Origin of the sequence: Mesorhizobium sp. BH1-1-5 (genome assembly GCF_020165615.1) — a bacterium.
Classification (GTDB): Bacteria; Pseudomonadota; Alphaproteobacteria; order Rhizobiales; family Rhizobiaceae; genus Mesorhizobium.
Genome location: NZ_JAIUIM010000028.1, coordinates 20,018 through 33,103, shown reverse-complemented (window position 1 = coordinate 33,103; position 13,086 = coordinate 20,018). Strand labels below are relative to the sequence as shown.

At 65.6% G+C, this 13,086-nt stretch carries 11 protein-coding genes; 5 read left to right on the top strand and 6 right to left on the bottom strand.

What is annotated here, in order from left to right:
* Positions 1–222: 222 nt before the first annotated feature.
* Positions 223–1,596, top strand: a complete 1,374-nt coding sequence (locus tag LB572_RS28245) for an MFS transporter (protein WP_224670069.1) — start codon at positions 223–225, stop codon at positions 1,594–1,596.
* Positions 1,597–1,980: 384 nt separating this feature from the next.
* Here the strand turns inward: LB572_RS28245 and purH are convergent, their stop codons facing one another.
* Complete coding sequence (gene purH / locus LB572_RS28240; protein ID WP_224670068.1) at positions 1,981–3,597, bottom strand: bifunctional phosphoribosylaminoimidazolecarboxamide formyltransferase/IMP cyclohydrolase; 1,617 nt, start codon at positions 3,595–3,597, stop codon at positions 1,981–1,983.
* 179 nt (positions 3,598–3,776) lie between these two features.
* Here purH and LB572_RS28235 point away from each other — a divergent pair, with 179 nt between their 5' ends.
* Positions 3,777–4,085 carry a putative quinol monooxygenase gene (locus LB572_RS28235; protein ID WP_224670067.1) on the top strand — a complete coding sequence of 103 codons (309 nt, stop codon included), beginning with the start codon at positions 3,777–3,779 and terminating at the stop codon, positions 4,083–4,085.
* Positions 4,086–4,091: 6 nt separating this feature from the next.
* On the opposite strand, the gene LB572_RS28230 is transcribed toward LB572_RS28235, so the two are convergent.
* Positions 4,092–5,837: a heparinase II/III family protein gene (locus LB572_RS28230; RefSeq protein ID WP_412033600.1), complete on the bottom strand. Its 1,746-nt coding sequence runs from the start codon at positions 5,835–5,837 to the stop codon at positions 4,092–4,094.
* 140 nt (positions 5,838–5,977) lie between these two features.
* On the bottom strand, positions 5,978–6,802 hold the full coding sequence (locus LB572_RS28225) for a helix-turn-helix domain-containing protein (RefSeq protein ID WP_224670102.1): 825 nt from the start codon (positions 6,800–6,802) through the stop codon (positions 5,978–5,980).
* 93 nt (positions 6,803–6,895) lie between these two features.
* On the opposite strand from LB572_RS28225, the gene LB572_RS28220 reads away from it, so the two are divergent.
* Positions 6,896–7,831, top strand: a complete 936-nt coding sequence (locus tag LB572_RS28220) for a phytanoyl-CoA dioxygenase family protein (protein ID WP_224670065.1) — start codon at positions 6,896–6,898, stop codon at positions 7,829–7,831.
* Between the two features lie 157 nt (positions 7,832–7,988).
* Here the strand turns inward: LB572_RS28220 and LB572_RS28215 are convergent, their stop codons facing one another.
* Together LB572_RS28215 and htpX are read right to left on the bottom strand one after the other, a co-directional pair.
* A complete protein-coding gene (locus LB572_RS28215) occupies positions 7,989–9,365 on the bottom strand; it encodes an RsmB/NOP family class I SAM-dependent RNA methyltransferase (protein WP_224670064.1) in 1,377 nt (458 codons plus the stop codon).
* The gene (htpX, locus tag LB572_RS28210; protein ID WP_224670063.1) at positions 9,362–10,396 is read right to left on the bottom strand and encodes a zinc metalloprotease HtpX; all 1,035 of its coding nucleotides are present in this window, start codon (positions 10,394–10,396) and stop codon (positions 9,362–9,364) included. The genes LB572_RS28215 and htpX overlap by 4 nt, the downstream gene beginning before the upstream one ends.
* A 106-nt stretch (positions 10,397–10,502) precedes the next feature.
* Here htpX and LB572_RS28205 point away from each other — a divergent pair, with 106 nt between their 5' ends.
* A complete protein-coding gene (locus tag LB572_RS28205) occupies positions 10,503–10,724 on the top strand; it encodes a DUF1674 domain-containing protein (protein ID WP_140807238.1) in 222 nt (73 codons plus the stop codon).
* A 372-nt stretch (positions 10,725–11,096) separates the two neighbouring features.
* Here the strand turns inward: LB572_RS28205 and LB572_RS28200 are convergent, their stop codons facing one another.
* Positions 11,097–11,762, bottom strand: coding sequence for an HAD-IA family hydrolase (locus LB572_RS28200; RefSeq protein WP_140807237.1), 666 nt, complete (start codon positions 11,760–11,762; stop codon positions 11,097–11,099).
* Between the two features lie 268 nt (positions 11,763–12,030).
* Here LB572_RS28200 and LB572_RS28195 point away from each other — a divergent pair, with 268 nt between their 5' ends.
* Positions 12,031–12,900 (top strand): transglutaminase-like domain-containing protein, encoded by an 870-nt coding sequence (locus LB572_RS28195; RefSeq protein ID WP_224670062.1) that lies wholly within the window; start codon positions 12,031–12,033, stop codon positions 12,898–12,900.
* The last annotated feature ends 186 nt before the right edge of the window (positions 12,901–13,086 follow it).

The following is a 13,086-nucleotide window of genomic DNA, read 5'->3' as shown; positions in this document are numbered from 1 at the left end:
CCAAGCGCAGCGAGGCGGAGAGGGGTTTTCGTAGGACGGAGCCCTTCTTCAAAGGATCAACCTGTCATAGGCCGGCGCATTCCCTCTCCGTCTCGGCTTCGCCGAGCCACCTCTCCCCACTGCGTGGGGCGAGGAACCCGAACGGCGCTGCTTGTTCATTTGCATCGCTGCCTGAAAACATGCAGACATGGCGCCCGACGCGGGCGGGTCGAGGGAATCAGCATGGCGGCAGTAGAGACGGTGCAGCGGGCATCGGGGCGCGGCATCTGGGGCTGGATGTTCTTCGACTGGGCGGCGCAGCCTTTCTTCACCGTCGTCACCACCTTCATCTTCGGGCCCTATTTCGTCTCGCGCATGGCGAGTGACCCGACCGCCGGACAGGCCGCCTGGGGCTACGGCATCGCCGCTGCCGGCCTGGTCATCGCGGTGCTCTCGCCGGTGCTCGGCTCGATCGCCGACCAGACCGGGCCGCGCAAGCCATGGATCGCCTTCTTCGCGACGATCAAGATCGTCAGCCTTACGCTTTTGTGGTTCGCGGCGCCCGGCTCGAACCTGTTCCTGGTCGTGCTGTTGTTCTCGCTGGCTTCGGTGGCGGCGGAATTCTCCACCGTGTTCAACGATTCCATGATGCCGCGGCTGGTGCCGAAGGCGGAGATCGGCCGGATCTCCAACATGGCCTGGGGGCTCGGTTATCTCGGCGGCATGATCGCGCTGATCTTCGTCGTCCTGTTCCTGGCCGGCAATCTCGAAACCGGCAAGACGCTCATCGGGATCGACCCGCTGTTCGGGCTGGACCCGAAGTTCGGCGAGGACGCGCGCTTCACCGGGCCGATGTCGGCCGGCTGGTATTTCCTGTTCATCCTGCCGATGTTCTTCTTCACGCCGGACGCCAGCAAGGGAATCCCGATCGGGCCGGCGGTGCGCGAGGGCCTGTCCGAGTTGAAGTCGACGCTTGCCGAGGTGCGCCAGCGCAGCGGCATCCTGCGCTTCCTGCTGGCCCGCATGATCTACCAGGACGGCGTCAACGCGCTCTTGGCGCTCGGCGGCACGTTCGCGGCCGGCATGTTCCACTGGTCGATCACCGAGATCGGCCTGTTCGGCATCATCCTCAACATCGTCGCCATTTTCGGCTGCTGGATCGCGGCGCGGCTCGATACCGCGCTCGGTTCGAAGCATGTGGTGATGATCGCGCTGGTGATGCTGTCGGTCGCCACCATCGGCGTCGTCTCGACCGGACCCGGCTTCACGCTGCTCGGCCTGATCCCGCTGTCGACGGCCGATTCAGGTGGCCTGTTCGGCACCGCGGCCGAGAAAGCCTACATCCTCTACGGCTTGCTGATCGGGCTGGCTTTCGGTCCGGTGCAGGCATCGTCGCGCTCCTACATGGCGCGCAGCGTCACCGCCGCCGAGTCCGGCCGCTATTTCGGCATCTATGCGTTGGCGGGACGGGCGACCAGCTTCCTGGCGCCGTTCATGGTGGCGACCATAACCACCCTCAGCGATTCGCCGCGGCTCGGCATGGCGGCAATCATCCTGTTCCTCGGCATCGGCATGGCGATCCTGGTCGGGACGCCCTATCCGGCGGACAAGCGTTAGGGCTCTTCCTTTCTCCCCTTGTGGGCCTGTTGCATAATTCAACCCAAGGCATTTGGACGTCAAAAGAGCCAGGCGTCACGAGAATGTGGTTTCGGACAGGACTGTCTAGCAAGAAACTCGGTTCATTTCTCCGGCCATCAAAGCCACTTCTTAGAAATCCGTTCCGCACCTTTCCAAGCGGCTTTGCGCCTTCGGAATTATGCAACAGGCCCCTTGTGGGAGAAGGTGGCCGCGAAGCGGCCGGATGAGGGGTGCTCCAGCTTGGCAAACAGTTCGTCCAAGGACTGCATCGCCAGCGTCTCCCTCCGCTGGAACACCCCTCATCCGTCTCGGCGCTATCGCGCCGATCCACCTTCTCCCACAACGGGAGAAGGGGAAGAGGCGCTAATGCCTGAAGTGCCGTACGCCCGTGAACACCATCGCGATGCCGTGCTCGTCGGCGGCGGCGATGACGTCCTCGTCGCGCATCGAGCCGCCGGGCTGGATGACGGCCGTGGCGCCGGCCTCGATCGCCGACAATAGCCCATCGGCGAAGGGGAAGAAGGCGTCCGAGGCGACGACGGAGCCCTTGGTCTGCGGCTCGGCGAGGTCCGCTGCTTCCGCCGCGTCGAGCGCCTTGCGGGCGGCGATGCGCGAGGAATCGACGCGGCTCATCTGGCCGGCGCCGATGCCGACGGTGGCACCGCCTTTCGCGTAGACGATGGCGTTGGATTTCACATGCTTGGCGACGCGGAAGGCGAATTTCAGGTCGGCCATCTCGGCCGGCGTCGGCGCGCGCTTGGTCACCACCTTCAATTCGAGGTCGTCGACCACCGCGTTGTCGCGACCCTGCACGAGCAGGCCTCCGGCTACCGACTTAACCGTTGTGCCGGCGGCGCGCGGATCAGGTAGCCCGCCGGTGACCAGCAGGCGCAGGTTCTTCTTCGCGGCGACGATCGCGGCTGCGTCGTCGGTGGCGTCGGGCGCGATGATCACCTCGGTGAAGGTCTTGACGATCTCCTCGGCCGCCTCGGCGTCGAGGATGCGGTTCATGGCGACGATGCCGCCGAAGGCCGAGACCGGGTCGCAGGCCAGCGCCTTGGCGTAGGCTGCCTTTAGCGAGGAACCTTCGGCCACGCCACAGGGGTTGGCGTGCTTGATGATGGCGATCGCCGCCGAGCGAGCGGGGTCGAACTCGCCGACCAGCTCGAAGGCGGCGTCGGTGTCATTGATGTTGTTGTAGGAGAGCTGCTTGCCCTGCAACTGCTTCGCCGTCGCCACGCCCGCCCGCTTGTCGCCCGACAGATAGAAGCCGGCGCCCTGGTGTGGGTTCTCGCCATAGCGCATCACCTGGTCGAGGCGGCCGCCGAAAGCGCGCCAGGTCGGGTGCTCGATCTCCAGCGCTTCGGCGAACCAGCCCGAAATCGCCGCGTCGTAGGTAGCGGTGCGGGCAAAGGCCTTGGCCGCCAGCTTCTTGCGGAAATCCAGCGACAGCGAGCCGAGATTCATCTCCAGCGCGTTGATGACGGAAGCATAGTCGGCCGGATCGGTGACGATGGCGACGTAAGCGTGGTTCTTGGCCGAGGCGCGGATCATCGCCGGTCCGCCGATGTCGATGTTCTCGACGATCGAGGCGTAGCCGGCGCCGGAACGGCGGACTTCCTCGAACGGATAGAGGTTTGAAACGAGGAGGTCGATCGGCTCGATGTGATGGTCGCGCATGGCCTTGGCATGCTCGGCATCGTCGCGGATGCCGAGCAGCGCGCCATGCACCGACGGATGCAAGGTCTTCACCCTTCCATCCATGATCTCGGGAAAGCCGGTGAGCTCGGAAACGTCGCGGACCGCCAGGCCGGCCTCGGCGAGGGCCTTTGCCGTGCCGCCGGTCGAAACCAGCTCGACGCCGGCAGCGGCGAGCGCCCTGGCAAAGTCGATAAGCCCGGTCTTGTCGAAGACCGAGAGCAGCGCGCGGCGCACCGGAACAAGATCGGGCGCCGGAATGTTCTTGGTTGGCACAGCCATGGGCGGGTGGCCTTTCAAGGCGGTTGGAGGTCTTGCGCGGGCCGTAGCACATGAGGCCCGGAAATCAAGCGCGACGAATCCTCTCCGGCTACTGGCCGCGTTCCCGAAAAAGTGAAATCCTGCCGAAGCGCTATCGTCGTCCGCAGCTATAAACTCACCTATCGATGGAGGATCAAGTCATGGCGTTCGTTCGTATCGGTCAGTTCAAGTCCCTGCCGGACCAGGCGGATAAGTTGCGCTTGATCTATGAGGCCGAAGCCATCCCCGCCATTCGTGCCGCCACCGGCAATGTCAGCGCCGTGCTCATGCAGCAGCATCAGGACCGCGAGGCCTTCATGGCAATCACCGTCTGGGACACCGCCGAGGATGCAGAGCGCTACGATCGAAGCGGCCAGGCCGCGGCGATGGTCGACAAGATTCGCTTTTCCTTCGCCGGGCCGCCATCGCTCACGACCTATGAAGCGTTTGGTGTTCCGAGGCGGAACTGAGCGCGTTCAGTTGTTTTCGGGAAAGCCGGCGATATTGGTGCGGGTCAGCTGCCAGTGGACCTCGGCAACCTCCGAGGCCTTGAAGGCAAGCACGATCTGCCGGCTGCGGCGCGGGCCGCTCAGGCCGGCGAAATAGATCGATTCCTCGACCTCCGGCACCACTTCGGCGCAGGTGAAGACCCAGGTGTCGCCCTGCGCGGCGGCGAGCGTCAGGCGGTCGTGGTCGTCCTGCAGCAGGCTGATGTCGGGATGGACGTGGAAGCGCACCGTGACGAAGTCGCGGCCATTGTTGCGGATCGCGGCATTGCCCGGGCGCAGGAAACGGTCGCGGCCGGCAAGCACGTTGCCGTTCGTGCCGAGCTTCAGCTCGCGCTCATGCAGGAAACCGAATTGCTGGACATAGCCGTCATGGCGCGCGACGAAGCCCTGCATGCCCTTCTGGTCGAGGCGCTTGCAGGGCACATGTTGCGGGCCGCCGATCAGCGGCGATCCCAAAAGGTCGCTGACACGCAGCGAGTGGCTGAAGCGCGCCGACGATGTGTCGTTGAGCGTGGCGGTCGAATGCGCGGCGGTGGCGCGCGCCAGTGGCCGAAATTCCGGGGCGCCGTAAGTGTCGATGCCGGCATTGACGATGAAGTGCTGGCGCCCGGAGGAAAGCTCGAAGGCGAGGCAGCCGGCATGGGCTGCGTTGGAGACGTCGATCGGCGGCGGAAGACCGGCGTCGGCGATCACCGTCACGCCGCCCATCGACAGGCGCTCGTAGCCGGAATGCGGCGCGTGCAGCAGCGGCGCGCCCACCGTGTCGTCATGGCGCATGATGGTGGCGATGCGGTCGTGGATGGTGGCGCCCATGCCGTTGAAGCGGGCGAGGCTGCCGTCCTGGTGGCGGAAGAAGCGCAGCGCCGGCAACATGCGGTCGATGGCGCCGATCAGGGCCGCCGGCGGCGCCTCGGCCTGGTTGGCATAAGTCTGACGCAGCGGCAGAAGGTCGGCCAGCAGCTCCAGCACCGCCATCGGCTTGCGCGAGATATGGCCGCCATCGGGCAGGATCTGATGCTCCAGCTCCTCGGCAAGGTTGCGTGTCGCGGCGCGCAGCGCCGACGCCGGCGCCGGCAAGGACAGCGCGGCGAAGGCGAGCGCGATGCGGGCGCGCAGCCTGGCTTCGCCTTCCGGCATCTCGCGCGCCATCGAGCGCAGGTAACGGATCTGCACGGCGAGCGATTTGAGGAAGGCGCGGTAGAAAGGGAATTCGGCGCCTTGCAGCACCACCGAGGAATGCTGCAGCCAGGCGATCACCCGCTTGGCCGTCGTTCCCGGCTCCCAGGCGATGCCTGAGATCTGGTTGCCGTGCATGGCGATCCAGTCGGTCACCAGGGCCCTGGCGTTGGCGGCGGCGAGCTCCGTGCCGGTGGCGCGCATATGGCGCAGCCAGCGGAAGCCATGCAGCGATTTCTGCCAGCCGCGATTGGGCACGTCGAGCTGGAAGGGCGAGGTGCCGCCGGTCTCGACCAGATGGCCGGACAGCGGGTAGCGGCCGTAATAGATCTCCAGCGCGATCTGCGGATCGGCGAGCCGCAGATCCGGCGGCGCGATCAGGACACGTTCGGGCGTGCGGCCGGAATAGCGCCAGCGATAGACCGGGCCGGCGCGGAGGCGCCGGCGCGTTTTGCGCCAGAACTCCCTCGCGACAAGCGTCCAAAGACGCGTCGTGCTGCCGGCAACAAGTGCCAATAGCCCTCCTGATGTCCCCATAACCCAAGCACAAGCTTATGCGATTCAAGAACTTATGCGAAGGCGGATTTCGCCGAAGTGAACCGCTTCACGCCGCTTTCCCCGGGCCGTCCCTAAAAAAGTCAGGGGTTTCCGAGGCATACCGCCGGTGATGGCGCGGCCTATACCCTCCTGTGGCGGCGGCGAAACTCGCTCGGCGAACAATCCTCCCGGCTCCGGAAAAGCCGGGAAAAGTAGAAGGCATCGGTAAAGCCCACGGCCTGCGCGACCGCCTCGACGGGCGAATCGGTCGCCGCCAGCAGCTGCTTGGCGAGGTCGAGCCGAATACGCAATTGGAATGCCTTCGGCGATAGCCCGGTATGCAGCGCGAACCTGCGCCGCAACGTCGCCGGCGACATGCCGAACCCCGAGGCAAGCGCGTTGAAGTCGATCGGCTCGCAAGCCTGGTCGCGCAGATCGTCGATGGCGCCGCGCAAGTCCGGATGGGCGTCGCCGCCGCTTTGGCCCGCGTCCTGCCGGGCAGCCTGCACGACCAGCCGATACAGGGTGGCGGCGGCCTCCGCCTGGCCTAGCGGCGTGTCGGGGGAGAGCTCGGCATGGAGCCGGTCGAACAGAAGGCGCATGCCGCCGAGGTCGGACAAGGGGACGACCGGGGCCTGCTCGACGATGAGCCGCATGCGGGTGAAGTCGCGCGTGAGCGAGCCGCCGAAAAGCGCCCAGCGTTCGTTCCAGCCTGGGTCGTCGGGTCCATAGGAATGGGCCGTGTCCGGGAACAGCCAGAAAAGGCAGGGCGCGACGATCGCCTGCCTGCCGGCGGCCCCGGTTTCCAGCCAGCCCCGGCCTTCCTCAACCAGGACAACGGCGAAATCCGGCAGCTTTCGCCTGACGATGGCCCGGCTGACGCGATGCCGGCCTATGCCCCTGACCGACAGCCCGCCCATGGCGGCCGGCGGCGATCGATACAGCGCATAGGACGAAGCCGGCATGAGCGAAAAGTCCAGGCTGAAATTTCTGTCCATGGGAGGTGCCGGGAAGCTAAGCCATTGTCCGGAGAAATTGAAGAACGCCGGATGATTGAAATGTCGATATCTTCCCTCGGGGGCGTTTCCGCGAATGATGTGTCCACGGTTGCCCTGACGGCCAACGGCAAAGCGCTGTCCACGGCGCCGGACAGGCTGGGTCATCTCTCGCCGACCGATCCCTCGGTCGGCATCGAGGCCATTCGCCATCTCTATGCGACGCAGGGCTATGTCTGGCTGAAGGGGCTTTTGCCGCGCCGCGCCGTGATCGATTTCCGCGGCTTCGCGCTCTCGCAGCTCGCCCACAGCGGGTTGCTGAAGCCGGGGACCGCCCCTTCGCTGGGCATGGCCTCCACCGGCGCGTTCGATCGCCAGCTCGCCGATCGCCGGCTGATGTCCCTGGTCCGTTCGGCCGCCTATGAAGGCTTTTGCGCGCAGCCCCGCCTGTCGCGCCTGATGGATGCCTTCGTGGAAGGCCTGTCCTATCTGCACAGACGAAAGATCATGCGCTTCACCATGCCTGGAACGACGACCGCCACGCCGGCGCATTACGACCTCGTCTATCTGCGCGGCGGCACAAGCCGCGTGGTGACGGCCTGGATCCCGATCGGCGACACGTCCATCGACATGGGCGGGCTGATCTACCTGGAAGGATCGCACGCCGTCGGCACCGCGATGGAGGCCAGCTTCAGCAGCGACAATGCCGGGCTCGACCCGGAGGAGCGCATCAGCGCCTACAACCGCAACATGAGCAAAGGCGGCTGGGTGTCGAAGGACCTGCCCGCGATGGCCGAGCGGTTCGATACACGCTGGCTCATGGCGGATTACGAGGCGGGCGACGTCGTGCTGCACTCGCCCTACATGATCCACGCCTCCACGACCAACCGGAGTGTCGGTGGCTTGATCCGGCTGTCGACGGACATCCGCTACCAGAATGTCGACGACGAGATCGACGCCCGCTGGGGGAGCCACTGGAGCCTCGACGACATGCTTTAGGATGTATCGATATTCAGGTGAGGCTGGCTGCGAGCCGCGATTTCCTGCGCTTCCGGTGCTCACGTACTTGAGTACGCTCCGCTCCGGTTCTCGGAAACCGCCACTCTCGGCTCAGCCTGACCTGAATCTCGACACATCCTGAGCGGCCCGTCACACGCTAGATTTCGCGCCGCATCCGTGCGGCGAAGAAGCCGTCCAGGCCCGATACCCCGGGTGATCCGAGCGGAAGGTCCGCCGGCGTGGTGCGCAGCGTGCCTTCGGGGGTCAGGAACGGATCGACGGCGGCAAATTCGCCTGGCTGGATCGGGTCGGCGGCGACGCCAGGGTTGCCAGCGAGGAGATTGCGATAGAGCTCCTCGCCCTCGATAGGGTCGAGCGAGCAGTTGGAAAAGACCATGCGGCCGCCGGGCCTGACGAGACCGACGGCATGGGCAAGCAGCCGGCGCTGGAGGTCGGCGAGCTTTTCGACGTCGGCCATGGTCTTGGTCCAGGGCACGTCGGGGTGGCGCCGCACGGTGCCGGTCGAGGAGCAGGGCGCGTCGAGCAGCACGGCGTCGAACAATTGCGCCGGCCGGTAATCCAGGAGGTCGGTCTGGACGAGTTCGGCGGTCAGGCCGAGGCGGTCGAGATTCTGCTTCAGCCGCGCCAGCCGGTTCTTCGAGGTGTCGACCGCGGTGACCTCGGCGCCGGCGAGGATAAGCTGCGCCGTCTTGCCGCCGGGCGCGGCGCACAGGTCGGCGACGCGCTGTCCGCTTATGTCGCCGAACAGGCGCGCCGGCAGGCTTGCGGCTGCGTCCTGCACCCACCAGGCGCCGTCGGCGAAACCGGGCAGGTCGGTGACATTGGCGGGGAGCTTTTCGACACGCACCGTGCCGGTCGGCAACACGATGCCGCCAAACCGCTCGGCCCAGAGCGCGGGATCGGCCTTGACGGTGAAATCGACCGGCGCCTCGTGGCGATGCGCGGCAAGGATGGCGCGCGCCCTGTCGGCTCCGTAGGCGGCGGTCAGCCGCTCGGAGAACCATTGCGGCGCCTCGCCGGTCGCGGCAAGCGCGGGGGCAAGCTCGGCTTCCTTGGCGCGCGCCAGCGAACGCAGCACGCCGTTGACGAGGCCGGAAAAACGCGTCGTGCGCGGATCGGACTTGGCGTGGGTGACGGCAAGATCGACGGCGGCGCTGTCGGGAACGTCGAGGAACAGGATCTGCGCGGCGGCGACATTGAGGATATGCGAAAGCGCCGTGGCGTTGGCCGGCAGCGGCTTTTCCAGCCGCTTCGACAGCAGCCCGGCAATGGTCATGCGATGGCGCAGCGCTGTGACCAGGATGGCGCGCACCAGCGCGCGGTCGCGGCCGTCCAGCGCCTTATATTGCGGGTGGCCGTGCTCGTTGTCGGTCAGGCCGTCAAGCGGTGTGCGGGCGTCGATGACGGCGGCAAGCAGGCGCGCCGCCGCCTTGCGCGCGGCAAGGCCGGCGACATTCTCGTCATCGGTCTTGCGTTGCGGATTGCTCGAATGTCCGGGCCTCGGCGGCGTCACGACCAGGGGCCTTTCGACCGGACATTGCGCGGCCCGGTCGGGTTGCGGCCCCAGGGATTGGGCTTTGGTGGCGCCGGCCTTGCCTGCGGGGCCTGGTCTGCCGGCTTACCCCATGGCCCCGCTGACGGCTCCTCGGGCTGGAGGGGTGGTGGAGAAGCCTCGCGCCGATTGGCGGGCGCTGTGCCACCCATCCCGCGCGCCATCTCCTGCAGCGCCGCGATGCGGTTCTCGGTGCTCGGATGGGTCGAAAACAGGCTGTCCATGCGCTCGCCATGCAAGGGATTGATGATGAAAAGATGCGCCATCGCCGGATTGCGCTCGGCATCCTCATTCGGGATTTGCTCGGCCCCGCGCGCGATCTTGTTGAGCGCCGAAGCCAGCCACAACGGATTGCCGCAGATCTCGGCGCCGCGCCGGTCGGCTTCGTACTCGCGGGTGCGGCTCACCGCCATCTGCACGATCATCGCGGCAAAGGGCGCGACGATCATCGCCAGCAGAACGCCGACGAAGCCGAAGGGATTGTTGTTGTTGCGGCTGCCGCCGAGGAAGAAAGCGAAATTGCCAAGCATCGAGATCGCGCCGGCAAGCGTTGCGACGATCGTCATAGTCAACGTGTCGCGATGCTGCACATGGGCGAGCTCATGCGCCATCACCGCCGCGACCTCCTCGTGGGAGAGGCTCTGGAGCAGGCCCGTGGACGCCGCCACGGCGGCATTCTCGGGATTGCGGCCGGTGGCGAAGGCGTTGGGCTGCGGGTTGTGGATCAGATAGGTCTTCGGCATGGGCAGCCCGGCCTGCTTGGCCAGCGCCTGGACGATCGCGTAATATTCGGGCGCGTTCTTCTCGTCGACCTCGACGGCGCGGTTCATCGACAGCACCATCTTGTCGGCGTTCCAATAGCTGAACAGATTGGTGCCGGCGGCGATCAGAAGCGCGATGACCATGCCGCCCGAGCCGCCGATCAGATAGCCGACGCCCATGAACAGCGCCGTCATCGCGGCAAGAAGCATGGCGGTGCGAAGCGTGTTCATCGTTTCATCCGTCTATGGTCGGGGCGAATAGGAGTCGATCCTCTCGGTTTCATGGCTATATGATGGGAAACGGTCGCTCCCGTTTCAATCGGCAAGGACTTATCGCATGATCGAAGAGCCAGGCAAAACCGAAGCTGCTGCAGCGACCGACGCGCCGCAAAAGACGCTGACGCCCGAAGCGCAGCGGGCGTTGGCAGAGGCTGAAGCGCGTCGTCAAAAGTATCGAGCGGCGGAAGCGCAATTGCCGAAGGAAATCGGCGGCCGCGGCGGCAAGGAACCTGGCCGCTACGGCGACTGGGAGGTGAAGGGCCTCACCAGCGATTTCTGACAAGAACTGGTTTGCGAGCGAAATCTGCCGAATAGTGGTCGCGCAGATTGCATGCGTTGACGATTGGTCGAAGGCCCATCGCTTCGTCATCCTATGGCGGAGCAAGGGGCGAAGCGACGCGCGCAGACCATAGGGTCCATTCCGTGACGTTGAGGCGTTGCCACGGTGCAGAATTCTGCTCCGCTGCATTCCTCGGCCAAGGTCACGGAATGGATCCTCGGGTCTGCGCTCCGCTGCGTGTCGCTCCGCCCGTGGATGACGAAGCTCGCAAGCTTCTGCCAATCTCGATGGTTCGGCTGATTTAGCGAGACGAACGGTGAAAATCTCACCCGCCGACAAGCCTGCAATCCGTCAAAATCCTTGTACGAGGGACTAGGCTGCAGCCCGTGTCGGCGACAACGCGATGAAACCTGTATCGTCGACCGCAATGCCGATCTCGTCATAGGAACCGATTGCCGGGTGCGGCGTGACGAGCGGGTGAACGTGCGTGGCGCTGATCACCATCACCGACGCGCCGGAAGCCTCGCCCGCCGCGATGCCCGCCGGCGCATCCTCGAAGACCAGGCAGTCGCGCGCCTCGACGCCGAGACGCCTTGCCGCCAGAAGGAAGCAGTCCGGCGCCGGCTTGCCATGGGTCACGTCTTCCGCGGTCACCATCATGGCGGGAACCGGAATGCCGGCCGCCTTGATGCGCAGCAGCGCCAGCTCGCGCGGCGCCGAGGTGACGATCGCCCAGCGCTCCGCCGGCAGCGATTCCAGGAATGCGACGGCGCCGGGGATCGGGACGATGCCTTCGAGATCGTCTGCTTCGGCCTTGAGCAGCAGATCCGCCTCCGCTAGGGGATCGACACCCGGAAGCTTCAGCGCGGCGATCGTCTCACGCGCGCGCCTGCCATGGATCGTCGGCAGGAAAGCCGCCACATCAAGGCCATGCCGGTTTGCCCATGCCGTCCACACTCGTTCCGCCGCGGCGATCGAGTTGAGCACCGTGCCGTCCATATCGAACAGGAAGGCGGCGAATTTTGAGCCTGCAAACATCGGATGTCCTGGAGAATCGTTTTCGGGGAGGGGCGAAACGCAAAGTGCAGTTTAGACCGGGCAGGACCGCCTGAGAAGGGAACAGGTCAGCGTCGATAGAACGCTGACCTGCCCTCACTCCTTGGTTTTATGCAATTGCGGACGGAAAACCGCCGCGCATTTTTCCTGAATTGCTCCAGACGCCGCCATTTCGACTCGGCGCTGGAACTAGCCCCGGCTCGCGGCGTTGAACAGGCAGTCTTTCCAAAATCACCAAAGGGGGCATGCGATGCTGATCCGGCTCGGCTATGAAATCGCCATCGAATGCGCGGCGGCGACGCCGATCATCTCGCTTCTCGACATCCATCCCGAGCGGCATGCCGATATCAAGCGGCAGACGCGGGTTCTGACCTCGCCTTCGGTGCCGACCCGGACCTATCGCGACCACCACGGCAATATCTGCCGCCGCTTCACGGCGCCCGCCGGCAGCTTCCGCATCCTCTACGATGCAGCGATCGAGGACAACGGAGAGACCGACGAGGTCAATACGCTGGCGCGCGAAACGCCGGTGGCGGAATTGCCCGACGACGTGCTGGTCTATCTGCTCGGCAGCCGTTACTGCGAGACCGACCATCTCAGCAACATCGCCTGGCAGCTTTTCGGCCATCTGCCGCCCGGCTGGGCGCGCGTCCAGGCAATCGTCGACTATGTCAACAGCCGGCTTTCCTTCGGCTACGGCTATGCGCGCGCCACGCGCACGGCGGCCCAGGCGCATGAGGAGCGGGTCGGCGTCTGCCGCGACTTCGCGCATCTGGCGATCGCGCTCTGCCGATGCATCAACATTCCGGCCCGCTACGTGAACGGCTATCTCGGCGATATCGGCGTGCCGGCCGATCCGGCGCCGATGGACTTTTCGGCCTGGATGGAAGTCTTCCTCGACGGCAGGTGGTACACATTCGATCCGCGCCACAACCGGCCACGCATCGGCCGGGTCGTCATCGCGCGCGGCCGCGACGCCACCGACGTGCCGCTGCTGCATAGTTTCGGCGCGCACCAGCTCAGCCTGTTCAAGGTCTGGACCTACGAGCAGGACGGCAACCGCTTCAACCCTCCGCACCACGGCGTCGATCGGACGGCCAGCGCGCAGATGCTCCTTTGATGTTCGGGGCGATGCCGGCCTGACCTCAATCTCGACAGACCCTGCGCCGCGCCTGTTTCATGGCTGCCGCTGACCCGCTTCGGCACAGGTCGAACTGTGCCGAAGCGAGAACGACCGCGACGGGTTTGGAGATCATGGTAAGCGCTTCATGAAGGTCGCTTGGCCGGTGTATTTTTGTTTACTTCC